Origin of the sequence: Roseomonas sp. KE2513 (assembly GCF_016107305.1) — a bacterium.
In the GTDB taxonomy this organism is placed as follows: Bacteria; Pseudomonadota; Alphaproteobacteria; order Acetobacterales; family Acetobacteraceae; genus Roseomonas.
Genome location: NZ_RCVR01000005.1, coordinates 92,737 through 118,082, shown reverse-complemented (window position 1 = coordinate 118,082; position 25,346 = coordinate 92,737). Strand labels below are relative to the sequence as shown.

23 protein-coding genes and 1 tRNA gene are annotated in these 25,346 nt (G+C 71.1%); 14 read left to right on the top strand and 10 right to left on the bottom strand.

Going from position 1 to position 25,346, the window contains the following annotated elements; all coding sequences use genetic code 11:
* Positions 1–22 precede the first annotated feature (22 nt).
* The 3 genes from gltB to D9599_RS07155 form a co-directional block, all read right to left on the bottom strand.
* Positions 23–4,540 carry a glutamate synthase large subunit gene (gltB, locus tag D9599_RS07165; protein WP_198380532.1) on the bottom strand — a complete coding sequence of 1,506 codons (4,518 nt, stop codon included), beginning with the start codon at positions 4,538–4,540 and terminating at the stop codon, positions 23–25.
* Positions 4,541–4,554: 14 nt separating this feature from the next.
* The gene (locus D9599_RS07160) at positions 4,555–5,991 is read right to left on the bottom strand and encodes an NAD(P)-dependent oxidoreductase (RefSeq protein ID WP_198380531.1); all 1,437 of its coding nucleotides are present in this window, start codon (positions 5,989–5,991) and stop codon (positions 4,555–4,557) included.
* A gap of 231 nt (positions 5,992–6,222) precedes the next feature.
* Positions 6,223–7,170 carry a complex I NDUFA9 subunit family protein gene (locus tag D9599_RS07155; protein ID WP_198380530.1) on the bottom strand — a complete coding sequence of 316 codons (948 nt, stop codon included), beginning with the start codon at positions 7,168–7,170 and terminating at the stop codon, positions 6,223–6,225.
* Between the two features lie 207 nt (positions 7,171–7,377).
* Here D9599_RS07155 and D9599_RS07150 point away from each other — a divergent pair.
* From D9599_RS07150 to hpf, 7 genes are all read left to right on the top strand, one after another.
* A tRNA-Leu gene (locus D9599_RS07150) sits at positions 7,378–7,464 on the top strand.
* Between the two features lie 110 nt (positions 7,465–7,574).
* Complete coding sequence (locus D9599_RS07145) at positions 7,575–8,243, top strand: ribonuclease D (RefSeq protein WP_198380529.1); 669 nt, start codon at positions 7,575–7,577, stop codon at positions 8,241–8,243.
* 68 nt (positions 8,244–8,311) lie between these two features.
* Complete coding sequence (lptC, locus tag D9599_RS07140; protein ID WP_232480241.1) at positions 8,312–9,166, top strand: LPS export ABC transporter periplasmic protein LptC; 855 nt, start codon at positions 8,312–8,314, stop codon at positions 9,164–9,166.
* Between the two features lie 14 nt (positions 9,167–9,180).
* Positions 9,181–10,227 carry an LptA/OstA family protein gene (locus tag D9599_RS07135; RefSeq protein WP_198380656.1) on the top strand — a complete coding sequence of 349 codons (1,047 nt, stop codon included), beginning with the start codon at positions 9,181–9,183 and terminating at the stop codon, positions 10,225–10,227.
* On the top strand, positions 10,224–10,976 hold the full coding sequence (gene lptB, locus D9599_RS07130) for an LPS export ABC transporter ATP-binding protein (protein WP_198380528.1): 753 nt from the start codon (positions 10,224–10,226) through the stop codon (positions 10,974–10,976). Before D9599_RS07135 ends, lptB begins: the two co-directional genes overlap by 4 nt.
* Before the next feature lie 80 nt (positions 10,977–11,056).
* Positions 11,057–12,520: an RNA polymerase factor sigma-54 gene (gene rpoN, locus D9599_RS07125; protein ID WP_198380527.1), complete on the top strand. Its 1,464-nt coding sequence runs from the start codon at positions 11,057–11,059 to the stop codon at positions 12,518–12,520.
* A 72-nt stretch (positions 12,521–12,592) separates the two neighbouring features.
* A complete protein-coding gene (gene hpf, locus D9599_RS07120) occupies positions 12,593–13,204 on the top strand; it encodes a ribosome hibernation-promoting factor, HPF/YfiA family (RefSeq protein ID WP_198380526.1) in 612 nt (203 codons plus the stop codon).
* A gap of 70 nt (positions 13,205–13,274) precedes the next feature.
* On the opposite strand, the gene D9599_RS07115 is transcribed toward hpf, so the two are convergent.
* Positions 13,275–13,496 carry a DUF1150 family protein gene (locus D9599_RS07115; RefSeq protein ID WP_043834018.1) on the bottom strand — a complete coding sequence of 74 codons (222 nt, stop codon included), beginning with the start codon at positions 13,494–13,496 and terminating at the stop codon, positions 13,275–13,277.
* A 93-nt stretch (positions 13,497–13,589) separates the two neighbouring features.
* Positions 13,590–14,027 carry an Hsp20 family protein gene (locus tag D9599_RS07110; RefSeq protein ID WP_198380525.1) on the bottom strand — a complete coding sequence of 146 codons (438 nt, stop codon included), beginning with the start codon at positions 14,025–14,027 and terminating at the stop codon, positions 13,590–13,592.
* Positions 14,028–14,244: 217 nt separating this feature from the next.
* On the opposite strand from D9599_RS07110, the gene def reads away from it, so the two are divergent.
* From def to D9599_RS07090, 4 genes are all read left to right on the top strand, one after another.
* Positions 14,245–14,778, top strand: a complete 534-nt coding sequence (gene def / locus D9599_RS07105) for a peptide deformylase (protein ID WP_198380655.1) — start codon at positions 14,245–14,247, stop codon at positions 14,776–14,778.
* An 8-nt stretch (positions 14,779–14,786) separates the two neighbouring features.
* Positions 14,787–15,698 carry a methionyl-tRNA formyltransferase gene (fmt, locus tag D9599_RS07100; RefSeq protein WP_198380654.1) on the top strand — a complete coding sequence of 304 codons (912 nt, stop codon included), beginning with the start codon at positions 14,787–14,789 and terminating at the stop codon, positions 15,696–15,698.
* A 13-nt stretch (positions 15,699–15,711) separates the two neighbouring features.
* On the top strand, positions 15,712–16,476 hold the full coding sequence (gene truA / locus D9599_RS07095; RefSeq protein WP_198380524.1) for a tRNA pseudouridine(38-40) synthase TruA: 765 nt from the start codon (positions 15,712–15,714) through the stop codon (positions 16,474–16,476).
* 68 nt (positions 16,477–16,544) lie between these two features.
* A complete protein-coding gene (locus tag D9599_RS07090; protein ID WP_198380523.1) occupies positions 16,545–16,937 on the top strand; it encodes a DUF1622 domain-containing protein in 393 nt (130 codons plus the stop codon).
* Here the strand turns inward: D9599_RS07090 and D9599_RS07085 are convergent.
* From D9599_RS07085 to D9599_RS07075, 3 genes are read right to left on the bottom strand one after another with little or no spacing between them, the layout of a single operon-like run.
* Entirely contained in the window at positions 16,934–17,656 is a 723-nt protein-coding gene (locus tag D9599_RS07085) for a class II aldolase/adducin family protein (protein ID WP_198380522.1), read from the bottom strand. The genes D9599_RS07090 and D9599_RS07085 overlap by 4 nt on opposite strands.
* A gap of 22 nt (positions 17,657–17,678) precedes the next feature.
* Positions 17,679–19,118, bottom strand: coding sequence for an NAD-dependent succinate-semialdehyde dehydrogenase (locus tag D9599_RS07080; protein WP_198380521.1), 1,440 nt, complete (start codon positions 19,116–19,118; stop codon positions 17,679–17,681).
* Between the two features lie 14 nt (positions 19,119–19,132).
* Positions 19,133–20,671, bottom strand: coding sequence for an acetolactate synthase large subunit (locus D9599_RS07075; protein ID WP_198380520.1), 1,539 nt, complete (start codon positions 20,669–20,671; stop codon positions 19,133–19,135).
* 188 nt (positions 20,672–20,859) lie between these two features.
* Here D9599_RS07075 and gabT point away from each other — a divergent pair, with 188 nt between their 5' ends.
* From gabT to mobA, 3 genes are read left to right on the top strand one after another with little or no spacing between them, the layout of a single operon-like run.
* Positions 20,860–22,209, top strand: coding sequence for a 4-aminobutyrate--2-oxoglutarate transaminase (gene gabT, locus D9599_RS07070; protein WP_198380519.1), 1,350 nt, complete (start codon positions 20,860–20,862; stop codon positions 22,207–22,209).
* Entirely contained in the window at positions 22,206–22,604 is a 399-nt protein-coding gene (locus D9599_RS07065) for a hypothetical protein (protein ID WP_198380518.1), read from the top strand. Before gabT ends, D9599_RS07065 begins: the two co-directional genes overlap by 4 nt.
* A 13-nt stretch (positions 22,605–22,617) precedes the next feature.
* Positions 22,618–23,214: a molybdenum cofactor guanylyltransferase MobA gene (gene mobA, locus D9599_RS07060; protein WP_232480240.1), complete on the top strand. Its 597-nt coding sequence runs from the start codon at positions 22,618–22,620 to the stop codon at positions 23,212–23,214.
* A gap of 212 nt (positions 23,215–23,426) precedes the next feature.
* Here the strand turns inward: mobA and glp are convergent, their stop codons facing one another.
* Together glp and mobB are read right to left on the bottom strand one after the other, a co-directional pair.
* A complete protein-coding gene (glp, locus tag D9599_RS07055; RefSeq protein WP_198380517.1) occupies positions 23,427–24,686 on the bottom strand; it encodes a gephyrin-like molybdotransferase Glp in 1,260 nt (419 codons plus the stop codon).
* Positions 24,674–25,174 carry a molybdopterin-guanine dinucleotide biosynthesis protein B gene (gene mobB, locus D9599_RS07050; protein ID WP_198380516.1) on the bottom strand — a complete coding sequence of 167 codons (501 nt, stop codon included), beginning with the start codon at positions 25,172–25,174 and terminating at the stop codon, positions 24,674–24,676. The genes glp and mobB overlap by 13 nt, the downstream gene beginning before the upstream one ends.
* Positions 25,175–25,346 lie beyond the last annotated feature (172 nt).

Below are 25,346 nucleotides of genomic sequence, written 5' to 3'. Positions count from 1 at the left end.
CGCGCGCCGGCCCCGTTCGTTTTTATTCCGCAGCCATGAGCTGATCGCTCATCGGCTGGGGCAGGAGCTTGGCATAGTCCTTCGGGACGATGTGCCAGAAGCGGTCGCGTTCGGTGCTCCAGTCGTTGAGGAGGCGGGCGGCGAGGCGGGAGCCGGTCTCCTGCGCGTGGCGGGCAATGAGGCCGCGGAGCACGCCTTCCCAATGGGCGGAGCCGAGGCGGGCCCAGAGGAGGGTATCGCGGTTCAGGCGGCGCTCGAAGGTGCCGTCCGCGTCCCAGACGAAGGCCTGGCCGCCGGTGAAGCCGGCGCCGAAATTGTCGCCGACGGCGCCGAGGATCACGACCTTGCCGCCCGTCATGTACTCGCAGCCATTGGCGCCGATGCCCTCGACCACGCAGTCGGCGCCGGAGTTGCGGACGGCGAAACGCTCACCCCCCTGCCCTGCCGCGAAAAGCTCGCCGGCCGTCGCGCCGTAAAGGACGGTGTTGCCGACGATGGTGTTCTCCTCCCAGACGAAGTTGGCGGAGGGGCCGGGGCGGACGGTGATGGTGGCGCCAGAGAGGCCCTTGCCGACGTAGTCGTTGGCGTCCCCGAGGACTTCCAGCTTCAACCCGCGGACGCCGAAGGCGCCGAGGGACTGGCCGGCGGAGCCGCGCAGGCGGACCGTCAGGTGGCCGGGCTGGAGGCCCTTCATCCCGAACTGGCGCACGATCATCGAGCTGGTCTTGGTGCCGATGGCGCGGTGCGTGTTCTGGATGTTGTACTGGAGCTGCATCTTCTCGCCGCGGGAGAAGAGGGCGGCGGCGTCGCGGATCATGTCGGCGTCGAGCGTTTCCGGCACCTCGTTCCGGCCCTCCAGCGTGCAGAAGGCGGGGTGGCCGCCGGCATCGGCCTGGACGAGCAGCGGGTTGAGGTCGAGGTCGTCCAGGTCCTCGGCGCCGCGGGAGACCTGCTTCAGCAGGTCGGTGCGGCCGATGATGTCCTCAAGCTTGCGGAAGCCCAGGGAGGCGAGGATCTCGCGCACTTCCTCCGCCACGAAGGAGAAGAGGGAGATGACCTTCTCGGGGCTGCCCTCGAACTTCGCGCGCAGGGCTTCATCCTGCGTGCAGACGCCGACGGGGCAGGTGTTGGAGTGGCACTGGCGGACCATGATGCAGCCCATGGCCACCAGCGACGCCGTGCCGATGCCGAATTCCTCGGCACCCAGCATGGCGGCCACGACCACGTCGCGGCCCGTCTTGATGCCGCCGTCGGTGCGGAGCTTCACGCGGTGGCGGAGGCGGTTGAGTAGCAGGACCTGGTGGGTCTCGGAGAGGCCCATCTCCCAGGGCAGGCCGGCATACTTGATCGAGGTAACCGGGGAGGCGCCGGTGCCCCCGGAATGGCCGGAGACGAGGATGGCGTCGGCCTTCGCCTTCGCCACGCCGGCTGCGATGGTGCCGATGCCCGAGCGGGACACGAGCTTCACGCAGACGGTGGCCTCGGGGTTGATCTGCTTGAGATCGTAGATGAGCTGGGCGAGGTCCTCGATCGAGTAGATGTCGTGGTGCGGCGGCGGCGAGATCAGCGTGACGCCCGGGGTGGAGTGGCGGAGCTTGCCGATGAGCTCCGTCACCTTGAAGCCGGGGAGCTGACCGCCCTCGCCGGGCTTGGCACCCTGCGCGACCTTGATCTCGATCTCGCGGCAGTTGTTCAGGTACTCCGCCGTGACGCCGAAGCGGCCGGAGGCGATCTGCTTGATGGCGGAGTTCGCGTTGTCGCCGTTGGCGCGGGGCTTGGCGCGCGCGGGGTCCTCGCCGCCCTCCCCGCTGTCGGAGCGGGCGCCGATGCGGTTCATGGCGATGGAGAGGGTCTCGTGCGCCTCGGGGCCGAGGGCTCCCAGCGAGATTCCGGGCGCCAGCAGGCGCTTGCGGATCTCGGTGATGCTCTCGACCTCCTCAAGCGCGATCGGCTTGCTCGGCGGGGCGCGGAAGTCCAGCAGGTCGCGCAGCGCCACGGGGGGAAGCTGGCGGACGGCGTGGCTGTAGCGCTTGTAGGTCTCGTAGCTGTCCGCGTTCACCGCCTTCTGGAGAAGGTGGATAAGGCTACCTTCGAAGGCGTGGGCCTCGCCGCGGCGGCGGAGCTTGTAGAGGCCGCCGACGGGGAGGACGGGCGTGGAGGCGTCCCAGGCGGCCGTGTGCATGTCGAGCACGCGGCGGGCGATGCCCGACAGGCCGATGCCGGAGATGCGGGACTGGGTGCCCGGGAAGAACTCCGCCACGAGGGCGCGGGAGAGGCCGATGGCCTCGAAGTTCATGCCGCCGCGGTAGGAGGAGAGCACGCCGATGCCGATCTTGGACATCGTCTTCAGCAGGCCCTTGTCGATGGCCTTGCGGTACTTGGCGACGCATTCCTCGAGGCTGAGGCCGGGGAAGAGGCCGCGGCGATGGCGGTCGGCGATGCTTTCCTGCGCGAGGTAGGCGTTCACCGTGGTGGCGCCGGCGCCGATGAGGACGGCGAAGTAGTGCACGTCCATGCATTCCGCGCTGCGGATGTTGAGGCTGGTGAAGGTGCGGAGGCTGTGGCGCACGAGGTGGGTGTGCACCGCGCCGACCGCGAGGATCATCGGGATGGCGGCGCGCTCGGTGCTCTGCGCCTCGTCGGAGAGGATGACGTGGGCGCGGCCGGAGCGGACACCCTCCTCGGCCTCGCGGCGGATGCGCTCGATGGCGCGGCGGAGGCCGGGCTCACCCTCGGAGACGGGGAAGGTCGCGTCCACTTCCCAGGCATTGTGGCCCATGTAGCCGCGCATGGCCGCGAACTCGGCGTTGGAGAGCACGGGGCTGTCCAGCATGAGCATGTCGCACTGGGTCGGGTCCTCGTCGAGGATGTTCCCGAGATTTCCCAGGCGGGTCTTGATCGTCATCACGCGGGTTTCGCGCAGGGAGTCGATCGGCGGGTTCGTGACCTGCGCGAAGGCCTGGCGGAAGTAGTGGTGCAACCCGCGGTATTGGCGGGAGAGGACGGCGATCGGGGTGTCGTCGCCCATGCTGCCGATGGCCTCGGCGCCTTCCTCGACCATGGGGTGCAGGATGGCTTCGAGGTCTTCCAGCGTGTAGCCCATGGAGAGCTGGCGGCGACGGAGGGAATCACCCTCCAGCGTCGCGGACTCGTGGGCATCGGCCTTGACGATGCCGTCGATGCGCGTCGTGCGGCGCGTCCAGTCACCCCAGGGCTTGCGGGCGGCCATCGTGTCCTTGAGCTGACCGTCGTCGTAGAAGCGCGCCTCGTGCAGGTCCACGCCGATGCACTGCCCGGGGCCGAGGCGGCCGCGGGCGATGATGCTCTCCTCGGGGAAGCGGACCATGCCGGTCTCGCTGCCGACGACGAGCATGCGGTCCGCCGTGATCGTGTAGCGCATGGGGCGCAGGCCGTTGCGGTCGAGGCCGGCGACGACCCAGCGGCCGTCGGTGGCGGCGATGGCGGCGGGGCCATCCCAGGGCTCCATGACCGCGTTGCAGTACATGAAGAGATCCTGGTGGGCCTTCGGCATGGTGGCGTTGGAGCCGATGCTCTCGGGGATGAGCATCGCCTTCGCCATGGGCGCGTCGCGGCCGGCACGGACGAGGAGTTCAAAGACGTTGTCGAGGCTGGCGGTGTCGGAGTTGCCGGCCTGAACGACGGGCTTGATGTCCTCCATGAAGGGGTCGAGCAGCGCGTGGGAGAGGCGCGTCTCGTGGCTCTTCATCCAGTTGACGTTGCCGTGCACCGTGTTGATTTCGCCGTTGTGGGCGAGGGTGCGGAAGGGCTGGGCCAGGCGCCAGGTGGGGAAGGTGTTGGTGCTGTAGCGCTGGTGGTAGATGGCGAAACGGCTGATGAAGCGCGGGTCGAGCAGGTCGGGGTAGAAGACCGAGAGGCTCTCGGCCAGGAACATGCCCTTGTAGATGATCGAGCGGCAGGAGAGCGTGCAGAGATAGAGGTCGGGGATCTGGGCGGCGATGGCCTGCTTCTCGATCCGGCGGCGGATGACGTAGAGGTCGCGCTCGTAGGTGTCCTCGTCCCGCTGCTCGGGGTCGTAGATGAGGATCTGCTCGATCTCGGGGCGGGTGGCGTTGGCCTTCTCGCCGATGCAGGTGACGTCGATGGGCACCTGGCGCCAGCCGTAGATGCCGTAGCCGGCGACGAGGATCTCCGTCTCCACGATCGAGCGGCAGCGCTCCTGCGCGCCGAGGTCTGTCTTGGGCATGAAGACCATGCCGACGCCGATGCGGCCTGGGCGGAGGCGGTCGCCGCCGTGCTCGACGACCTCGGCGAAGAAGTCCTGCGGGATCTCGACGTGGATGCCGGCGCCGTCGCCGGTCTTGCCGTCGGCGTCCACGGCGCCGCGGTGCCAGACGGCCTTCAGCGCGTCGATGCCGGCCTGCACCACGTCGCGGCGCGCGACGCCATCAAGGGCGGCGACGAGGCCGACGCCGCAGGCGTCGTGCTCGGTGGTGTCGATATGGGCGGCGTCGCGGAGGAGCGCGGCGTTGGCGAGGTGCTGGGAGACGTAGTCGGACATGGTGCTCTCTCCGCTCACTCGGCGGCCTGGGGGACGGCGTCGCGGGTCCTGACGTATTCGGCGATGCGGTCGGCGGCGTCGCGGCCGTCGCGGATGGCCCAGACGACGAGGGAGGCGCCGCGGACGATGTCGCCGGCGGCGAAGACGCCGGGGAGGCTGGTCATCATGCTGCGGCGGTCGACCGTGAGGGTGCCCCAGCGGGAGACGGCGAGGCCGGGCTCGTCGAACATGCGGGGCAGGTCCTCGGGATCGAAGCCGAGGGCCTTGATGACGAGGTCGGCGGGCTCCACGAACTCGCTGCCGGGGATGGGCTCGACCTGCTGGCGGCCGGTGGCGTCGGGGAGGCCGAGATGCATCTTCGTCACGCGGACGCCGGTGACCTTGGTGTCGCCCTCGAAGGCTTCCGGGGCGGAGAGCCAAGCGAAGCGGACACCCTCCTCCTCGGCGTTGTGAACCTCGCGCATGGATCCCGGCATGTTGGCCTTATCACGGCGATAGAGGCAGGTGACGGAGGCCGCGCCCTGGCGGATGGAGGTGCGGAGGCAGTCCATGGCGGTGTCGCCGCCGCCGATGACGACGACGCGCTTGCCGTGGGCGTTAAGGGCGCCGCTGTCGAACTCCGGCACGTCGTCGCCCAAGCCCTTGCGGTTGGAGGCGGTGAGGAAGGACATGGCGGGAACCACGCCGCCGAGATGCGCGCCGGGGACGGCGATGTCGCGGGCCTTGTAGACGCCGGTCGCGATGAGGACGGCGTCGTACTTCGCGCGGAGGTCTTCCAGCGTGACGTCGCGGCCAATCTCGGCGTTGAGGTGGAAGTGGATACCGCCCTGCTCGAACTGGGCAGTGCGGCGGGTGATGACGTCCTTCTCAAGCTTGAAGTTCGGGATGCCGTAAATCATCAGCCCGCCCGCGCGATCGTAGCGGTCGTAAACATGGACCTGCCAGCCGAGCGTGCGGAGCTTCTCCGCAGCGGCGAGGCCGGCGGGGCCGGCGCCGATGATGGCGACGGAATGCGGCAGTTCCCGCATGGGGGTGGGCGGCTTGACCCAGCCCTTCTCCCAGGCTGTGTCGTTGATGTAGCGCTCAACGGCGCCGATCGTGACGCTCTCGAAGCCCTTCTCGATAACGCAGTTGCCCTCGCAGAGGCGGTCCTGCGGGCAGACGCGGCCGCAGATCTCGGGGAAGGTGTTGGTGGCGGAGTTGACCTCGTAGGCCTCCTCCAGCCGGCCCTCGGCCGTGAGCTTCAGCCAGTCCGGGATGTTCTGCTGGAGCGGGCAGTGGACGGAGCAGAAGGGGACGCCGCACTGGGAGCAGCGGCTGGCCTGCTCCGAGGCGCGGGCGGGGTCGAAGCGGGCGTAGATCTCGTCGAAATCCTCGCGCCGGATCGTGGGCTCGCGCTTTTCGGGCGTCTGCTGGGACAGGCGGACGAACTGGAGCATGCGCTCGGCCATGGCGCGGTCCTTGCTTTTCAAACCGTCTCGAACGGGCCTTGCGGGAGGGGGTACCGCATGGCGAGGGGACGGGCAGTCGCCCGTTCCAGGTGCGGTTTGCCATAGTCGCGTGGACCATGCGAGTTGAAAAGCGCCGATATGGCAGCAAAACTGACCCGCTTCAGAGGAGGGTCAGCAGAGCTTATCGTCCGGTGCGGCCCAAAGAGGAATATCAGGTCCGATACGGACCTATTAGCCGGGGACTACCGTGCGGCGGCCGCCGCCTTCCCGAAAGCGGGTGAGATAGCTCGGCAGGATCGCTTCCATGGCAGTTGGCATGATCCCAAGTTCGGCGAGGCCCGGGAGGGTGCCGGAGGGGACGTTGTCGCGCTTGAGGAGGAGGATCTGGTCCTCCGTCAGCGGCGGGTTGGGCAGCCATGAGGTGAGCTTCGCCTGAAGGGAGGCGAGCCCCCCCGGCATCTCCACGATCGGGCGGCGGCGGCCGATGAGGTGGAGCATGTCCTGCAGCAGGGAGCGGAAGGTGGCGGCGCGAGGACCGGCGAGCTCGTAGGTACGGCCGGCGGCGGCCGGCTGGTCGATGGCGGCCATGACGGCGTCGGCGACGTCGCCGACGTAGACGGGCTGGAAGCGGGTGTTGCCGCCGACGAGGGGCAGGACCGGGAGGATGCGGGCGAGGCCGGCGAAGCGGTTGAAGAAGGAGTCCTCGGGCCCGAAGACGACCGAGGGGCGCAGGATGGTGGCGCGCGGGAAGGCGGCGAGGACGGCGGCCTCCCCTTCCGCCTTGCTGCGGGCGTAGAGGCTGGGGGAGGACGGGTCGGCACCGATGGCGGAGACCTGGACGAGATGGGTGACGCCGGCCGCGGCGGCCGCCTGGGCGATGCGGCCGGGGAGCGCGCCGTGGACGCGGGCGAAGTCGCCGCTGTGGCGCTCGGAGAGGATGCCGATGAGGTTGACGACAACCTCCGCGCCCTCGACCGCACGGTGGAGGGCGGCGGCATCCATGGCGCCGGCCGTGACCGGGACAATCTGGCCGACCATGCCCTGGGTCATGAGGGTGCGCGCCGCCTCGGGCGCGCGGGTGACGACGCGAACGACGTAGTCGCGGCGCGCCAGGCGCTGGACCACGTGGGCGCCGATGAAGCCGGTTCCGCCGAATACCACTGCCACGCGCCGCGCCATCCGCTCTCTCCTTAGGGCCACCAGGGCTAATCTTGTGCCCCACCCAAGATTAGGGCCGGCGGAGCGTGGCGCAAACCGCGCGGCCCGGGCGCCGCGTGAGGGGGTGGCGAAGAGCGATGGATTCCGCACCGGGGCGGCTTGACGGCGATGGCGGCCCCTCATAGAAGCCCGCCACGCCTTCCCCGATACGAGGGCGCCGGCCTCCTTGCCCAGGTGGCGGAATTGGTAGACGCGCAGGTTTCAGGTACCTGTGACCGCAAGGTTGTGAAGGTTCGAGTCCTTTCCTGGGCACCACCGCCTCCCCTGTCGGGAGGCCCCTACCCTCCCCGATGATGAAGTGATGTGGCGCGGCGGGGTGAAGATCCCGGCCCTGGCCAGGGGGCGCCGCGGACGGAGCGGCCGCGATGGGAAGTGTGCTCTTCATGCCGAACGCCAGGATCCATCTCTACCAGGACGACCTGCCGGCGGGGCTGGACCTCGGGCCGGTGGTGGCCGTGGACACCGAGACGATGGGGCTGAACCCGCATCGCGACCGGCTCTGCCTCGTGCAGCTCTCGGCCGGGAATGGTTCGGCGCATCTTGTGCAGCTGCGGCCGGAAGGGCTGGGCGGGCCGGCGCGGCGGCAGGGGTTTCTCGATTGCCCGAATCTCGCGGCGCTGCTGGCGGATGCGGCGGTGGTGAAGCTGTTCCACTTTGCGCGCTTCGATATCGCCATCCTGCGGAAGGAACTGGGTGTCGAGGTGGCGCCGGTCCTCTGCACGAAGGTAGCGGCCAAGCTCGTGCGAACCTTTACCGACCGGCACGGGCTGCGGGAGCTGTGCCGGGAGTTGCTGGGAGTGGAGATCTCCAAGCAGCAGCAGACGAGCGACTGGGGCTCCCCGGCGCTGAGCCAGGAGCAGCTGGCCTATGCGGCCTCCGACGTGCTGCACCTGCACGCCCTCTGGGCGAAGCTGGAGGCGCTGCTGCGGCGGGAGGGGAGGCTCGGGCTGGCGGAGGAGTGCTTCCGCTTCCTGCCCGCGCGCGCGGCGCTGGACCTGCTGGGCTACGTGGAACCCGACATCTTCTCGCACTGATTCATGCCCTTCTGCGGTGCGCGACGCCGCATCCCCGGTGGCATGATTCTTGAAGGAATGTGTTGCGGATGCGCGTTGACCGGCCCTGCCCGGCGCTCCATACAAGGGGGGTGACGGTCCAGGCACCCTCCAGCAATCCGGCGACCGACGCGCCCGCGGCGAGCGGTGGGGCGCGGCCGGGCACGGTTCACGCGCCGCCCGGGCCGGACGGGGCGACCGCGCGTTCGGGGGATTCAGCGGCCGTTCCGGAGATCCCTCCGGCCGCGAGCGTGACGCTGGCGGCGGAGATGCGGGCCCGGCCGGTGCCCTCCCGCGCGCGGCGGGGCTATACGCGGGGCGCCATGCTGCGGCGGCGCTTCACCGTCCGCTTCCTCAAGCTGCTTCTGCCGGCGGCGGCGCTCGCGCTGCTGAGCGCGATCGTGCTCTGGCCGGAATTTGAGCGCACGAGCGAGAACGCGCGGCTCTCCTTCCGCCGGCTCAGCCGGACGACGCCGGAGGCGGTGCGGGTGGTGGACCCGCGCTACCAGGGCATCGACGACCAGGGGCGGCCCTTCAACGTGACGGCCTTCATCGCTGCGCAGCCGGGCAGCAGTAACGTGGTGGACCTTGAGGCACCTCGCGGTGACATGACCTTGACGAACGGGGGCTGGGTGCTGCTGGACAGCAAGACGGGACGTTTGGACCGGGAGGAGAACATCCTCGACCTCTGGGGCGACGTGACGATCTGGCAGGATGATGGAACCTTGATCGAGACCCAGCAGGCGCGGGTGGACGTGAAGGAGGGCCACGCGGAGGGCGACAGCCACGTGGCGGCCCAGGGAAGCTTCGGCACCATCACGGGCGACGGGTTCCGGCTGCGGGACCGTGGCGCGGTAGTGGTCTTCACCGGCAATGCGCGTGCGGTGCTGGAGGGCAGGCGGTGAGGGCCGGGCGCGGGATGCAGGCGGCGGGGCTGGGCCTGGCCGCGCTGGCGGCGGTGCTGGCTCCCTCCCCTTTCGGGGCAGCCTGGGCGCAGCCGATCGATCTTTCGGGCTCGGGCGGCGGGCCGGTGGAGATCACCGCGACCGACGGGATCGAGTGGCGGCAGGGCGAGCAGGTGGTGATCGCCCGCGGCAAGGCGAAGGCCGTGCGGGACGGGGTGACGGTGGACGCCGCCCGGCTGATCGCGCGCTACCGCCCGCGGGCGCAGCCACCGGGGGCCGAGGCGCCGGCGGATACGGCCGGGGGCGAGAGCCCGATGTCGGGCGGGGAGATCTGGCGGCTGGAGGCGGAGGGGGACGTGGTGATCTCCACCCAGACCGACCGGGCGCAGGGCGACCGCGGCGTCTATGACATCGACCAGGCCGTCATGGTGATGACCGGGCGGGACCTGAAGCTGACGACGCAGAGCGACACGATCGTGGCGCGGGACAGCCTCGAATACTGGTCCCAGCGGCGGATGGCGGTGGCGCGGGGCGCCGCGCGGGTGACCACGAGCGACAACCGCCAGATCATGGCGGACACGCTGGTGGGCTATTTCCTGGAGAACGCGCCGCCGGTTCAGGCCGTGGCGGCGCGGCCGGCGGCGCCGACGCCCCCTGCCCGGCCCGGTGCCCCGGCGGCGGCGCCCGGTGCGGCTCCTGCTGCGCCCCGGCCGGTGCCGGGCGAGGGGTCGAAGCTCGACCGGGTGGAGGTCTTCGGAAATGTCGAGATCCGGACCGAGACGGAGGTCGTGCGCGGGGATCGCGGGGTCTACAGCCCGGTGACGGGCATGGCGCGGGTGCTGGGCAACGTGCGGATCACGCGCGGGCAGAACCAGTTGCAGGGGCAAGAGGCGATCGTGAATCTTCGTACGGGGATCTCCCGCCTCGTCTCCGCACCGGGACAGCGGGTGCAGGGGCTGGTGCTGCCGAATTCGGGGCAGGAGGCGGCGCCGGCGGGCGGCGCAGCTCGGCCGGCGGCGCCCTCCCCCACGCCTGCACCGGCCCAGGGGCGGGCGCGGTGAGCGAGGGATTTAGGGTGGTGCCGGGCGAGTCCGGGCTCGTCGCGCGGTCGCTGGGCAAGCGCTACAAGAAGCGGCCGGTGGTGCGGGGCGTCTCGCTCAGCCTCAAGCGGGGTGAGGCCGTGGGGCTGCTCGGGCCGAACGGCGCGGGGAAGACGACGACCTTCTACATGATGACGGGGCTCGTGCGGCCGGACGAGGGGCAGGTCTTCCTCGACGGGCACGATGTCACGATGCTGCCGATGTACCGCCGCGCGCGGCTGGGCCTGGGCTACCTGCCGCAGGAGGCGTCGATCTTCCGGGGGCTCTCCGTGGAGGACAACATCCGCGCGGCGCTGGAGGTGGTGGAGCCGGACCGCGAGCGGCGGGACGGGATGCTGGATAGCCTGCTGGCGGAGTTCGGGATTGCGCATCTCAGGCGCGCGCCGGCGCTGGCGCTCTCGGGCGGGGAGCGGCGGCGCTGCGAGATCGCGCGGGCGCTGGCGACGCACCCGGCCTACATCCTCCTGGACGAGCCGCTGGCGGGCATCGACCCGATCGCGGTGGGCGAAATCCGTGACCTCGTGCGGCACCTGAAGGATCGCGGGATTGGGGTGCTGATCACCGAGCACAACGTGCGGGAGACGCTGGCGATCATCGACCGCGCCTATATCCTGCATGATGGGCAGGTGCTGATGGAGGGCCGGCCGAGCGAGATCGTGGCGCATGAGGGCGTGCGGCGGGTCTATCTCGGGGAGCGGTTCAGCCTGTGAGCGCGCTGGTTACTCGCCGCGTGGGACGCGGGTGCTGATGATGCGCGCAACGTGCTGATGGCGCGGGTGGCGGATCGCTCATGGTAGGGTTAGGGCCGCGGCTCGACTTCCGGCAGACGCAGCAGCTGGTGATGACGCCGCAGTTGCGGCAGGCCATCAAGCTGCTCCAGTCGAGCAACGTCGAGGTCTCCGCCTTCGTCGAGGAGGAGTTGGAGCGCAACCCGATGCTGGAGCGGGAGGAGGGCAGCGCGCCCGTCCTGGCCGCGCCGGCGGAGCAGGATTCCTTCGAGGCTGCCTCCTCCGCCACCATGCCTGACGAGGCGAGCAGCCCGATCGAGGCGGACTGGTCGGGCGGATACGAGAGCGGCGATGCGCTCTACCCGACTTCCGGCGGGGCGCGGGCGGATGCCTGGGACGAGGACGGGCGGAGCCTGGAGGAGATCGCGGGGGAGCGGCCGCGCTCCCTGCGCGAGCTGCTGGCCGAGCAGGCGCGGCTGACCTTCACCGACGCGCGGGAGCGGCTGATCGCGGGGCAGTTGATCGCGCTGCTGGACGGCGCGGGGCGGCTGGCGGTGACGGACGAGGCGATCGCGGGGGCGCTGGGCTGCGAGGAGGCGGTGGTGGCCGCCGTGCGGGCGCGGATGCAGCGCTTCGAACCGACGGGGCTGTTCTGCGGCAGCCTGAAGGAGTGCCTGGCGGTGCAGCTGGCGGAGCTGAACCGGCTGGACCCGGCGATGCAGGCACTTTTGGATAACCTGGAGATGCTGGCCCGGCGGGACATGGCGGGGCTGCTGCGGGTCTGCAGCGTGGATGCCGAGGATCTGGCCGAGATGGTGGCCGAGATCCGGCGGCTGAATCCGAAGCCAGGCGTCACGGGCGACGGCGAGGTGGCGCCGATGGTGGTGCCCGACGTGCTGATGCGGCGGATGCCGGACGGGACGTGGATGCTGGAGCTGAACCCGGAGACCTTGCCGCGGGTGCTGGTGAACCGGGGCTTCCACGCGACGGCCTCGACGGCCACGCGGTCGAAGGAGGACAAGGCCTTCATCGCGGAGAAGCTTCAGGCCGCGAACTGGCTGGTGCGGAGCCTGGAGCAACGGGCGAACACCATCCTTCGCGTGGCGGCCGAGATCGTGCGCCGACAGGAGGGGTTCTTCCGCCACGGGGTCGGGCATCTGCGGCCGCTGATCCTGCGGGATGTCGCGGACGAGCTGGGGATGCACGAGAGCACCGTCTCCCGCGTGACGGCGAACAAGTACATCGCGACGCCGCGCGGCACGCTCGAGCTGAAGTACTTCTTCACCACGGCGATCGCGGGGACGCATGGGGGGGAGAGCTTCTCGGCGGAAGCCATCCGGCACCGCATCCGCGACATGGTGAATGCCGAGACGGCGGAGGACGTGCTGTCGGACGACGCCATCGTGGAGCGGCTACGGGCGGAGGGCGTGGACATCGCGCGGCGCACGGTCGCGAAGTACCGGGACGCGCTGAAGATCCCCTCCTCGGTGCAACGCAAGAGGGAGAAATCGGCGCTCGTTCTCTGATCGGTCCTCTTTAAACCGGCCCCGGCCCGTCTCACGTCACTTATGTTACAAGTAGGACAAGGGAGCCGATCCATGCAGATCACTGTCGCCGGCAAGGGCGTCGAGACCGGCGAGGCACTCAAGACTCATGTGACGGACGGGCTGGAGGCGGTCACCCGAAAGTACTTCGACCATGCCCTCGATGCCCATGTGACCTTCCGCAAGGACCGAGCCTTCTTCGCCTGCGACATCAACCTGCGGGCGGGCCGCGGCCTGAATATGCGGGCAGAGGGGGAAGGTGTGGACGCCCACCGGGCCTTCGCAGATGCGGCAGCGCATATTGGCAAGCGGCTGCGGCGCTACCGGCGCCGGGTGAACGAGCACGCGCGGAGCATGGCCGAGGAGCGCGACCCGCTGACCGAACTGGCGCGCGCGGTGGTGCTGCGCGAGGAGCCGGAGGAGGAAGGTGCCGAGGCGGCGTCCACGGAAGGCGAGGCGGTGACGGCTGACGGCTACGCGAACGGGGCCGTGGTGGCCGAGGCGCCGACCGAGATCAGCCGGCTGACGGTGCCGGAGGCGGTGATGCGGCTCGACCTTTCCCAGGAGACGGTGCTCATGTTCCGCAACCGGGGCACCGGGGTGCTGAACGTCGTTTATCGCCGGGCGGACGGGCATGTGGGGTGGATCGATCCCCAGACGGCGTGAAGCGGCCGCGTGCTGAAAAGGGGGAGGCCGGATGGCCTCCCCTTCCCTTTTCGGGATCCCGGCCCGGCTCTCAGTGGACGAGGACGGGCGCCATCTCGTGCTGGAGGATGGCGGCGATGGCCAGGGCCTCGTTCGGGGCGGCGCCGATGGGGGTGCCGTCGGCCGCGTGGATGGCCACCGCCTGGGTGCCGTTGACGGTCACCGGACGGATATAGGCCATCTCCTGGGCGCCGAAGCGGGCCCAGTCGAGGGGGGTCAGGTCACGAAGGCTGATTTCGGTGTTGGGCTGCATGATGTTCTCCTCGCCCGCAGCCGGGATGGCCTGCGAGCCTATAACGTCCTTCAGGCCCCCCGGTTCGGCAGAGCGTTTCGGACGGGGAAGGATCTAGGCTTGGCCGTCCACGAGGGGGCGGGTTCTGCCGTTGATCTGGATGGTCCGGACCCGGACCTCGGGCTGGGGGCGGCGCAGCTCGACGTGCAGGAGGCCGTTGTCGAGCCAGGCGCCCTCGATCTCGATCCCCTCGGCGATGACGAAGGCGCGCTGGAACTGGCGGCCGGCGATGCCGCGGTGGAGGAAGATGCGGTCCTCCGCGTCCTCCTTCTGGCGGCCGCGGATCACCAACTGGTTGTCCTCCTGGGTGATCTGGAGGTCGTCCATGGCGAAGCCGGCGACGGCGAGGGTGATTCGCAGGCGGTCGGCCGCGGTTTGCTCGATGTTGTAGGGGGGATAGCCGTCGGCGGTCTTCTGCACGCGGTCGAGCATCTGCTCGAGGTGGTCGAAGCCGAGGAAAAGCGGCGATCCGAAGACCGGCGAACGCGACATGTTGCGGCATCCTTGGGGAAGCGAGGCCACGCGGCGCGGCCCTTGAGGAGGCACCGCCCACGAGCCTGATATTGTCAGGCCGGGCGAGCGTTGCAAGGGCAGGGGTTACAAGGCGGAGAGGTGCGGACGGGTGGCGGGGGTCGCCCTGCCGGGAAGCGGTTCGGCCGGGGGCGGCATTCCGCCGGGGCGGGTTCTGCCCTACATGCGCGACACAGCCATGACCGACGCCCCGATCCTTCCCATCCTGTTCCACCCCGCGCCCATCCTGCGCGCCAAGGCCCGGCCAGTGGCCGAGGCGGATGGCACGCGGGTGGCGGACCTCGCGGCGCGGATGCTCTCGACCATGTACAAGGCGCCGGGGATCGGGCTGGCCGCGCCGCAGGTGGGCGAAGGGCTGCGGCTGGTGGTGCTGGATGTCGCCAAGGAGGAGACGCCGGCGCCGATGGTGCTGGTGAACCCCGAGATCGTGGCGGCGAGCACGGAGCGGGCGGTGCGGGAGGAGGGATGCCTTTCCCTGCCCGGACAGTACGCGGATGTGGAGCGGCCGGCGCGGGTGAAGGTGCGCTACCGGGCTCTGGACGGCTCCCGCCAGGAGGTGGAGGCGGATGACCTGCTGGCCACCTGCCTGCAGCACGAGATCGACCACCTCGATGGGGTGATGTTCACCGACCATCTGAGCCCGCTGAAGCGGAACATGCTGATCAAGAAGTTCTTGAAGGAGCAGAAGCTGAAGTCGCGGGAGGCGATGTGACCCTCCCGTTGCGGCTCGCCTTCATGGGGAGCCCGGCCTTCTCGGTGCCGGCGCTGCGGGCTCTGGTGGCGGCGGGGCACGAGGTGGCCTGCGTCTATGCCCAGCCGCCGCGGCCCGCGGGGCGCGGGCAGCGGGAGACCCCCTGCCCTGTTCATCAGGCGGCGATCGAGATGGGGCTGCCGGTGCGGACGCCGGCGCGGGTTCGGCGGGATGTGGCGGAGCACGAGGCCTTCACGAGGCTCGGCCTCGATGCGGCAGTGGTGGTCGCCTATGGGCTGATCCTGCCGAAGCCGATGCTCGATGCGCCCCGGCGTGGCTGCCTGAACATCCATGCGAGCCTGCTGCCGCGCTGGCGCGGGGCGGCGCCGATCCACGCGGCGGTGCTGGCGGGGGATGTCGAGACGGGCATCACCATCATGCGGATGGACGAGGCGCTGGACACGGGCCCGATGCTGCTGCGCGAGGCGACGCCGATCGGGCCGCGGGAGACGACGGCGGAGGTTCACGACCGGCTTTCGGAGATGGGCGCGCGGCTGGTGCTGCGCGCGCTGGAGGAGGACCCGCCCGCCGTGCCGCAGCCTGAGGAGGGCGCGACCTACGCCCCGAAGCTCGGGAAGGAGGACGGTCGGCTCGACTGGTCGGAGACGGCAGTGGCACTGGACCGGCGGGTGCGGGGGATGACGCCCTGGCCGGGGGCCTTTACGGCGCTGGGCGGCGAGGTGCTGCGGGTTCTCGCGGCCGAGCCGGCGGCGGGGCGGGAGGCGGCGCCGGGTACGGTGCTGGATGACCGGCTGCTGGTGGCCTGCGGCGGCGGGACGGCGTTGCGGCTGACCCGCGTGCAGAAGGCCGGGCGTGCGGCCATGGAAGCTGGCGCCTTCCTGCGCGGGCATGCCGTGCCGGCCGGCACGGTGCTCGGTTAGGGGCTGGGCCAGGATGCCGCGCTACGCCCTGCTGGTGGAGTATGACGGGGCGGGCTTCGTCGGCTGGCAGCGGCAGGCGGAGGGGGTTTCGGTTCAGGGCGTGCTGGAGGAGGCGGGCGCCTTCCTCAACGGCGGCGTGGTGCCGGAGGTGGGTGCTGCGGGGCGGACGGATTCCGGGGTGCATGCGGAGGGGCAGGTCGCCCAGATCGACCTTTCCGCCGACCTGCCGGGGGAGCGGGTGCGGGAGGCGCTGAACGCGCGGACGCGGCCGCACCGGGTTTCCGTGCTGGCGGTCGCGCGGCCGGGGCCGGAGTGGAGCGCGCGGTTCTCGGCGGTGCACCGCAGCTATCGCTACCGCATCCTCAACCGGCGGGCGCGGCCGGCGCTGGAGGAGGGGCGGGTCTGGCACGTGCCGGCGCCGCTGGATGCGGCGGCGATGCACGAAGCCGCGCAGGGGCTGCTCGGGCACCATGATTTCTCGGCCTTTCGCGCCGCGACTTGCCAGGCGAAGCACGCGATGCGGACGCTCGACCGGCTGGATGTGTCGCGCGAGGGGAAGGAGATCGTGGTGCGGGTGGAGGCGCGGTCCTTCCTGCATCATCAGGTGCGGAACCTCGTGGGCACGCTGGCGAAGGTGGGCTGGGGGCAGCGGCCGGTTTCCTGGCCCCGGCAGGTGCTGGAGGGGCGGGACCGGCGGAAGGCGGGGCAGACGGCGCCGGCCGAGGGGCTTTGCTTCGTGGGGGTAAGGTACGAGCCCGGGTTGGAGTGGAGCGCCTAGGGCGTCTCGGGCGCAGCAACGCGGAGACCAGGGTGCCGTTCACCTCTTCGGCGAGGAGGCGGGGCGGCGTGGAGGAGCTTTTCAAGACCTGGACGGCCTGGGTTGCCCTGGGCGTCGAGGGGGCGGCGGCGCTCATCATCGCGATCGCTTCGCTGGAGGCGACTTGGCGTGCATTGCGCGTGTTCCTCGCCCGGCCGGCGCTGCCGGACGCGGAGAAGGAGAGCGTGCGGCTGCGGCTGGCACGCTGGCTGGCCGTGGCGCTGGAATTTGCGCTGGCGGCGGACATCCTGCGCACCGCGATCGCGCCGGGCTGGGATGAGATCGGCAAGCTTGCCGCCATCGCGGCGCTTCGGACGCTGCTGAACTTCTTCCTGCAGCGCGAGATCGCGGACGAGGCGGAGCGGCGACGGCGCGGAGATGCGGTGACGGAGCGGCCCGGGGCCGCCGCGGCCCCTTCCTAGATCCCGCCGAAGCCGGCTCGCGCGCGGCGGTACTCCCAGGAGCGGGAGAGCGGGCGCTCGCCCATCTGCATCCTCGCGGTCAGCGCGATCTCGCCGGGGGAGAGGTACTGGACTTCCCCCATGGCCTCGGCGGCGGCCTGGACCTCGGCGTTGTCGCGCAGCGTGATGGCGACGAAGACGACGGCGGCGAGGCTGACTTCCGCGTTGGTGGCGCCGTGGCCGCGCAGCAGCACGCTGTTGCCGCTTCCCATGGCTCGGGCGTGGCTGTCGGCGACGGCAGCGTCGCCGATGATCATGGCGGTGTCGCCGAATTCGGGGACGCTGTCCCAGACGGGCACCGATTCACCCAGTACGGCGGCGAGGTGGAAGACGGGGCGGAGCGGCCGCTTCGTGATCGTGAAGGGCAGCACCGTGCGGGCGTGGTGGTGGACGATCGCCTGCACGTCCGGGCGCGCGGCGTAGAGGCGGGCGTGGACGATGGTTTCCAGGTAGGGGCGGCGCCCGCCGAGGTCCTCGGGCTTCGCGTCGAGGTCGAAGCGGATGAGGTCAGCGCGGGAGACGAGCTCGGGGCTGCGGGAGGCGCTGAGCCAAAAGCGGGAGGGATCGTGCGGGTCGCGCGCGGAGACGTGCCCGAAGTCGTCGAGCACGCCCTCATGCGCGAGGATGCGGTTAGCGATGACGAGGTCCGCCAGCAGGGCGTCCAGCGTGCGGTCGGTCATCGCCCCCCCTCCCCTTCCCGGTTCAGATGCCGGTCTGGGTGACGAACTTCGTCACCAGGTAGGCCTCGATGGCCTCGGAGCCGCCCTCCGAGCCGTAGCCGCTGTCCTTCACGCCGCCGAAGGGGACTTCGGGGAGGGCGAGGCCGAGGTGATTGATGGTCATCATGCCTGTTTCCACGCGGGCGCCGAGGGCCTGCGCGGTGCCGGCCGAGCCGGTGAAGGCGTAGGAGGCGAGGCCGAAGGGAAGGCGGTTGGCTTCCTCCACCACCTCGTCGAGGTCGGAGAAGCGGTTCACCAAGGCGAGCGGGCCGAAGGGCTCCTCGTTCATCGCGCGGGAGTCGAGGGGCAGTTCGGAGATGACGGTCGGCTCGTAGAAGTAGCCCTTGTTGCCGATGCGCTTGCCGCCGGTCTGGAGCTTCGCGCCGCGCCCGACGGCGTCCTGCACCAGCGCCTCGATGGCGGGGATGCGCCGCTCGTTCGCGAGCGGGCCCATGGCGACGCCGGCCTCGGTGCCGGGGCCGACCTTGATGGACTTGGCGGCCGTGGTGAAGGTCTCGAGGAACTCGTCGAAGGAGCGCTCCTGGATGAGGAAGCGCGTGGGGGAGACGCAGACCTGGCCGGCGTTGCGGAACTTCGCCGCCGCGAGGGTTTTCGCGGCCTTCTGCACGTCGGCGTCGTCGAAGACGATGGCCGGCGCGTGGCCGCCGAGCTCCATCGTGGCGCGCTTCATGTGCTGGCCCGCGAGGCCCGCGAGCATCTTCCCGACCGGGGTGGAGCCGGTGAAGGTGATCTTGCGGATGACCGGGTGCGGGATGAGGTAGGCGCTGATCTCGGAGGGAACGCCGTAGACGAGGCCGATGACGCCCTTCGGCACGCCGGCATCGACGAAGGCGCGGATCAGCTCGGCGGGCGAGGCCGGGGTTTCCTCGGGCGCCTTGACGATGATGGAGCAGCCGGTGGTCAGTGCGGCGGAGAGCTTGCGGACGACCTGGTTGATCGGGAAGTTCCAGGGCGTGAAGGCGGCGACGGGGCCCACCGGTTCACGGAGTGAGAGCTGGTACACGCCCTCCGCGCGGGCGGGAATGACGCGGCCATAGGCGCGGCGGCCCTCTTCGGCGAACCAGTCGATGATGTCGGCGCCGGCGAGGACTTCCATCTTCGCCTCCGGCAGCGGCTTGCCCTGCTCGGCGGTCATCATGGTGGCGATGGCGTCCGCGCGGCTGCGGAGGAGGTCGGCGGCCTTGCGCATGAGCTTGCTGCGCTCATAGGGCGAGACCTTGCGCCACACCGCGAAGCCGCGCTCGGCGGCGGCCAGCGCCTCGTCGAGGTCGGGGATCTCGGCGTGGGCGACGGTGCCGATCACCTCCTCGGTGGCGGGGTTGATGATCTCGAGGGTCTTGCCGGAGCGGGCGTCGCGCCACTCGCCGTCGATGTGGAGCTGAACCTTGGGGTAAGCGGACATGGCGTTGCCTCCGTCTAGATGACGAGTTCGATGAGGAAGGGGCCGTTGCGCGACGTGCTCTGGGAGAGGAGGTCGGCGACGGCTTCGAGGGTGGTGGCCTGGGCGGCTTCCACGCCCATGCCGTTCGCGATCCGCACCCAGTCGAGGTCGGGGTTGCCGAGGTCGAGCATGTTCATGGCGGTGGGGCCGGGATTGGCGCCGACGCCCGCGTACTCGCCGATGAGGATCTGGTACTTGCGGTTCGATAGAAGGATCGTCGTCACCGGCAGTTTCTCGCGCGCCTGAGTCCATAGGGACTGGACGGTGTACATGGCGGAGCCGTCGGCCTGGATGTTCACCACGCGGCGGCCGGCGCCGGCGATGGCGGCGCCGGTCGCGATGGGCATGCCGTCTCCGATGGCGCCGCCGGTGAGGTGGATCCAGTCATGCGGCGGGGCGGCGTGGGTCTCGGCGTAGAAGCCGCGGCCGAAGGAGACGCTCTCGTCCGCGACGATCGCGCCCTCCGGGATGAGGGCGGCGATGGTGCGGGCGAGGCCCTCGGGCGTGGGGGCGCCGCGGCCGGGCTCGGGGCGCGGGCCGGGGTCGGGGATGGCGGCCTCGGGGGCGCCGAGTTCGTCCGCGAGCGCCGTGAGGGCGGCGAGCGCGTCGCCCTCGAAGCGGGTGAGGACGTGGACCTCGGCGGTGGGCGGGTAGTGGTGGGAGGGCTTGCCGGGATAGGCGAAGAAGCCGACCGGGGCCTTCGCGTTCACGAGGATGATGTGCTCGAACTCCGCCAGCGCCTTGATGGCGATCTCGGCGACGTAGGGCACGCGCTCGAGCTGCATTCGGCCACGGCCGCGGGCGACGCGGGCGTTGGACTGCTCGGCGAGCGCGCGGGCGCCGGTGGCCTGGAGGATGCGGTTCGCCTGGTGCTGCGCCGCCTCGTGGACGGCGGGGCCGCCGAGGAGGAGGAGGACGTTGCGCCCCTCCCGCAGGATGCGGGCAGCCTGGCGGACGGCGTGCGGGTCGGGCGCGGTGGGGGCCGGGACCGGGAGGGGATCGGCGGGGATGCCGCCCTCGTCCCAGGAGGCGTCGGAGGGGAGGATGAGGGTGGCGATGCCGCCCGGCGCGGTGCGGGCGGCCTGGACCGCCACCGCGGCGTCGCGGCCGACATCGGCGCTGGCGGTGGTGGTGCGGACCCAGGCGGAGACGGGGCGGGCCCAGCCCTCCGTGTCCGCGGTCAGCGGTGCGTCGAAGGGGCGGTGGTAGGTGGCCTGGTCGCCGACGATGTTGACGATGCCGGAGCGGGCGCGGCGGGCGTTGTGGAGGTTGGCGAGGCCGTTCGCGAGGCCGGGGCCGCAGTGCAGCAGGGTGCAGGCGGGCTTTCCCGCGATTCGGAAGTAGCCGTCGGCCATGCCGGTGACGACGTTCTCGTGCAGGCCGAGGACGCAGCGCATGCCCGGGATCTGGTCCAGGGCGGCGACGAAATGCATCTCGCTGGTGCCGGGATTGGCGAAGCAGGTGTCCACACCGGACTTCAGCAGCGTGTGGACGAGACTGTGGGCACCATTCACGAGACGCGGACTCCCCCTTTGAAGGCGGCGCAAGTTGCGCGCGGCGGGGCGGGCTCGCAAGGGTGGGGGGTGTTCACGGGGGTGGGACGGGGTTTGGCCGTGCCTTGCCGCCGGGCGCGGCTGGGCGCAATTTCGGGGCTGGCAGCGCGCGTTTCGGCAGCGCGAACCTTTCTCAGGGGAGCTTCGGCATGGGCACCACGATCACCGGCGAGACCACCGCGCCGATCGAGGAGGGGCTGCGCAACGCGACCCTCCAGGCGCGGAAGGAGGCGGCGGTGCCGCGTGGGCTGGCGACCGCCCTGCCGGTGTTCGCGGCCAAGGCCGCGGGTTCCGAGATCACGGATGTCGAGGGCAAGCGCTACATCGACTTCGGCGGCGGGATCGCGGTGCTCAACACCGGGCACCTGCACCCGAAGGTCAAGGCGGCGGTGCAGGCGCAGCTGGAGAACTTCTCCCATACCTGCATCCAGGTGACGCCCTATGAGAGCTACATCCGGCTGGCGGAGCGGCTGAACGCCATCGCGCCGGTGCGGGGGCCTGCCAAGACGGTGTTCCTGACCACGGGCGCCGAGGCGGTGGAGAACGCGGTGAAGATCGCGCGCGCCCATACCGGGCGGCCGGGGGTGATCGCCTTCTCGGGCGCCTTCCACGGGCGGACGCTGCTGGGCATGGCCCTGACGGGGAAGGTGGTGCCCTACAAGGTGGGGTTCGGGCCGATGCCGGCCGACATCTACCACCTGCCCTTCCCTGTCGCCTATCACGGCAAGGAGGTGGCGGCGACGCTGGAGGCGATCGAGACGCTGTTCAAGGCGGATATCGACCCCGCGCGGATCGCGGCCATGATCATCGAGCCGGTACAGGGCGAGGGCGGGTTCTACCAGGCGCAGCCAGAGCTGATGCAGGGGCTGCGCGCCATCTGCGACAAGCACGGCATCCTGCTGATCGCGGACGAGGTGCAGACGGGCTTCGCGCGCACCGGAAAGATGTTCGCCCTCGAGCATACGGGGGTGAAGGCGGACCTCGTCACGATGGCGAAGTCGCTGGCGGGCGGGTTCCCGCTTTCCGCGGTGTCGGGCACGGCCTCGATCATGGACAGCCCGCATCCGGGCGGGCTGGGCGGCACCTATGGCGGCTCGCCGCTTGGCTGCGCGGCGGGGAACGCGGTGCTGGACGTGATCGAGGAGGAGAACCTCTGCCAGCGGGCGGACGAGATCGGCGACCTGCTGGTGCGGCGGATCAAGGAGCTGCAGACGGGCAATTCGCTGCGCGGCGTGATCGGTGACATCCGCGCGGTGGGCGCGATGGTGGCGATGGAGCTGGTGGCCGACGGCGATGCCGATAAGCCCGACCCGGACCTGACGCGGGCGCTGGTGGCGCGCGCGGCCGAAAAGGGGCTGGTGCTGCTCTCCTGCGGCGTGCGGGGGAATGTCATCCGCTTCCTCTGCCCGCTGACGACCTCCGATGCCCTGGTGAACGAGGGGATGGACCGCCTTGGCGAGGCGCTGCGCGAGTGCGTGGCCGAGCGGGCGGGGTCGTGAGGGAGAGCCTTCGGCGGGCGATTTTCTACGGGATACCCTGCGGCGCGCTCTCGGTGGTCGTGTTCCGGGATCCGACGCTGTTCCTGCTGAACAAGGTCGCGAAGGTGATGCCTCTCGCGGCCTATGTGCAGGCGAATGGGCCCTATGGGCTGCCCCTGATCGGGTGGTTCTGCCTCATGGGCGCGGCGGGGGGATTCCTTGTCGCGCTGCTGCTGCGGCTGCTGCCGATGCCAGACCTGATCTTCGGGGCCGTTCTCGGGGTTGTGGCGGTCTATCTCGTGCCGCAGCACCTGCCACGTGGGACGCCGGACTGGGTGCTGCCGCTGATCGGGGCGGCCTGGGGGTGGGGCACGGCCTTCCTGCTGCGGCCGCTGGCGCTGCGTGGGCGGAGTTAGCAAGCCGCCCGGCTTGCTCGGCGTTAGGCCCGATGGCGTGCTCGGCGTCGTGCTGGCCGGCGGGCTGGCTCGGCGGATGGGCGGCGGCGACAAGACGCTGCTGCCGCTGCGCGGGCGGCCGATGCTGGCGCATCTGCTGGAGCGGCTCGGGCCGCAGGTTGATGCGGTGGCGGTGAATGCGAACGGCGATCCGGCGCGCTTCGCGTCCGTGGCGCCTGGGGTGGCGGTGATCGCGGATGATGTGCCGGGGTATCCGGGGCCGCTGGCGGGCGTGCTGGCGGGGATGGAGCACGCGGGGCGGCTGGGGCTTGGGTGGGTGGTGACGGTGCCCGGTGATACGCCGCTGATCCCTTCTGATCTTGCTTCGCGGCTGCGGGAGGCAGCCAGGCCGGTGGCCTGCGCGGCCTCGGCGGGGCGGGTGCATCCGCCGGTGGCGATCTGGCCCTCGGGGCTGCGCGGGGCACTGCGGGAGGCCGTGCTCGGGGGCGAGGGGAAGGTGCTTCGCTGGGCGGAGGGGTGCGGGTTGTCGGTGGTGGAGTGGGCGGGGGATCCGTTCCTCAACGCCAACGCGCCGGGGGATTTGGCGGTGCTTGAGGCGGGTTTGGAGTAAGCGGGTGACTCCGGGGGAGAGAGTGGGTTCTCTCCCAGCCCCCTCTCATCTTTCTCTATCTGTTCGGATGGTTCTGCCAATGGCGCGCCTCGGGTCGGTGACCCGAGCGACGGCGCGTTCAGGAAGGTTCCGCGAAGCCAGATGGGGGCCAGGGGCCCCAGGCCCTTGGCGGGTGAGGCCTGGAGAGGGCGGCGGCCCTCTCCCGCGGCCGCTCAGAACAGGCCCCCGTAAGGAATGACCGTCAGGGGGTCGCCCGCGTCGATGGCGATGGCGTCTTCCGGCAGTTCGGCGAAAGCCTCCGTGCGGGCGAGGGAGGCGAGAAGACCGGCGCCGTCGCGGGGGTAGCGGTGGGCGGCGCCGTCGACGAGGGAGACGCGGAGGTATTCGCGGCGGCCGGGTTTCTTGCGGTGGCTGAAGGCGGCGGGGGCGGTCAGGCGCGGGAGGGGCGTGGTGGCAGCGCCCGCCAGGCGTAGGATCAGGGGACGGGCGAGGTGGAGGAAGGCGACCACCGCGGCCACGGGGTTGCCGGGCAGGCCGAGGACGGGGGTTCCGGCGATCATGCCCATGGCGGCGGGCTTGCCGGGTTTTACGGCGAGCTTCCAGAAATGAAGGGTGCCGTTGGCCTCGATGGCGCGGCGGACGTGGTCCTCCTCCCCGGCGGAGACGCCACCGGAGGTGAGGAGGAGGTCATGGCGGGCGGCGGCCTCGTGCAGGGCCTCGGCGGTGGCGAGGGCGCGATCGGGGAGGATGCCGAGGTCCTGGGCCTCGGCCGGAAGGGCGTCGAGCAGGGCGAGGAGGGTGTGGCGGTTGCTGTCGTGGGTGGCGGCGGGGCGGAGGGGCTGGCCGGGTTCGACCAGTTCGTCGCCGGTGCTGAAGACGCCGATGACGGGGCGGCGAGTGACGCGAAGGCGCGGGCGGCCGAGGGCGGCGGCGAGGCCGAGGGCGGGGGCGTCGAGGCGGTGGCCGGCGCGAAGGGCGAGTTCGCCGGCCGCGATGTCCTCGCCGGCAGGGCGGATGTTGGCACCTTCCGGGAGGTCGCGCGGGAGGGTGATGGCGATATTGGTGGGAATCGCGAGGCCGGCCGGGCGGGTGTCCTCCTGCATGGCGACGGCGTCGGCGCCGGGAGGGATGGGGGCGCCGGTGAGGATGCGGGCGGCGGTGCCGGGGGGCAGCGGCTCGGCGGCCTGCCCGGCGGCGATGCGGGCGGCGACGGGCAGGATGGCGTCCTGCGGCAGGTCGGCGCGGCGGAAGGCGTAACCGTCCACGGCGCTGTTGGCGAAGGGCGGCAGGTCGGAGGTGGCGACGAGGGGTTCGGCGAGGATGCGGCCACGCGCGGCGCGGAGCGGGAGTTCCTCGGTGCCGTGGAGGGGAACGATGCGGGCGGTGACGAGGGCGGCGGCGGCCTCGACGGAGAGGAGGCCGCCCTCGTGGGCGAAGCAGTCGCCGGGCTCGGGTGGTGTCAGGCCGGCCATGGGGCGGCGTGCTCCAGCGCGAGGGCGCCGATCGCGGGGATGTCGTCGAGGGCTGCGTGCGGCAGGTGGCCAGGGGGGACGATATCGGCGGCGACGGCGCGGATGGCGGGCTCCTCCGGGTGCAGCCAGGGCTTGGCATTGGCGGCGCGATGAACCTCGATCTTAGGGAGGGGATCGCGCTTGAAACCCTCCACGATCACGAGATCGACGGGGGCGAGGTGGGTCAGGAGTTCGGTGAGCGGGGGTTCGGGGGCGCCGCGCAGCTCCGTCATCAGCGCCCATCGCCGGGAGGAGGCGACGAGAACCTGCTCCGCCCCTGCGAGGCGGTGGGTGTGGCTGTCCTTGCCTGGCTGGTCCAGGTCGAACCCGTGGTGGGCGTGCTTGATGGTGGAGACGGTGAGACCCCTCCCCTTCAGCCAGGGGATGAGGGCGGCGAGGAGGGTGGTCTTGCCGGCGCCGCTCCAGCCGGCGAGGCCGATCAGCCGCATCGCAGAGGGGGCATTCCGTGGGGCGTCCTCGGTGGCCGGGGGCCGGTCGGGCCTCCTGTTCGGCTGCGGCTCTAGCGCCGGGCGGGGCGGGGCGCCAGTTTCGGGGCGCACACATCCCGGAGCGGAGCGGCTCCGGGGCAGATTTTTGCCGGATGATGAGCAGGGGAGAGCC

Coding starts and splice junctions, on each gene's coding strand:
- glp (WP_198380517.1), bottom strand. CDS start 24,686: ATGGCCGGCCTGACACCACCCGAGCCCGGCGACTGCTTCGCCCACGAG.
- D9599_RS07085 (WP_198380522.1), bottom strand. CDS start 17,656: ATGACCGACCGCACGCTGGACGCCCTGCTGGCGGACCTCGTCATCGCT.
- D9599_RS07080 (WP_198380521.1), bottom strand. CDS start 19,118: ATGTCCGCTTACCCCAAGGTTCAGCTCCACATCGACGGCGAGTGGCGC.
- truA (WP_198380524.1), top strand. CDS start 15,712: ATGCCGCGCTACGCCCTGCTGGTGGAGTATGACGGGGCGGGCTTCGTC.
- D9599_RS07135 (WP_198380656.1), top strand. CDS start 9,181: ATGCAGGCGGCGGGGCTGGGCCTGGCCGCGCTGGCGGCGGTGCTGGCT.
- gltB (WP_198380532.1), bottom strand. CDS start 4,540: ATGTCCGACTACGTCTCCCAGCACCTCGCCAACGCCGCGCTCCTCCGC.
- D9599_RS07110 (WP_198380525.1), bottom strand. CDS start 14,027: ATGTCGCGTTCGCCGGTCTTCGGATCGCCGCTTTTCCTCGGCTTCGAC.
- D9599_RS07155 (WP_198380530.1), bottom strand. CDS start 7,170: ATGGCGCGGCGCGTGGCAGTGGTATTCGGCGGAACCGGCTTCATCGGC.
- D9599_RS07160 (WP_198380531.1), bottom strand. CDS start 5,991: ATGGCCGAGCGCATGCTCCAGTTCGTCCGCCTGTCCCAGCAGACGCCC.
- rpoN (WP_198380527.1), top strand. CDS start 11,057: ATGGTAGGGTTAGGGCCGCGGCTCGACTTCCGGCAGACGCAGCAGCTG.
- gabT (WP_198380519.1), top strand. CDS start 20,860: ATGGGCACCACGATCACCGGCGAGACCACCGCGCCGATCGAGGAGGGG.
- D9599_RS07145 (WP_198380529.1), top strand. CDS start 7,575: ATGGGAAGTGTGCTCTTCATGCCGAACGCCAGGATCCATCTCTACCAG.
- D9599_RS07115 (WP_043834018.1), bottom strand. CDS start 13,496: ATGCAGCCCAACACCGAAATCAGCCTTCGTGACCTGACCCCCCTCGAC.
- hpf (WP_198380526.1), top strand. CDS start 12,593: ATGCAGATCACTGTCGCCGGCAAGGGCGTCGAGACCGGCGAGGCACTC.
- lptC (WP_232480241.1), top strand. CDS start 8,312: ATGCGCGTTGACCGGCCCTGCCCGGCGCTCCATACAAGGGGGGTGACG.
- def (WP_198380655.1), top strand. CDS start 14,245: ATGACCGACGCCCCGATCCTTCCCATCCTGTTCCACCCCGCGCCCATC.
- mobB (WP_198380516.1), bottom strand. CDS start 25,174: ATGCGGCTGATCGGCCTCGCCGGCTGGAGCGGCGCCGGCAAGACCACC.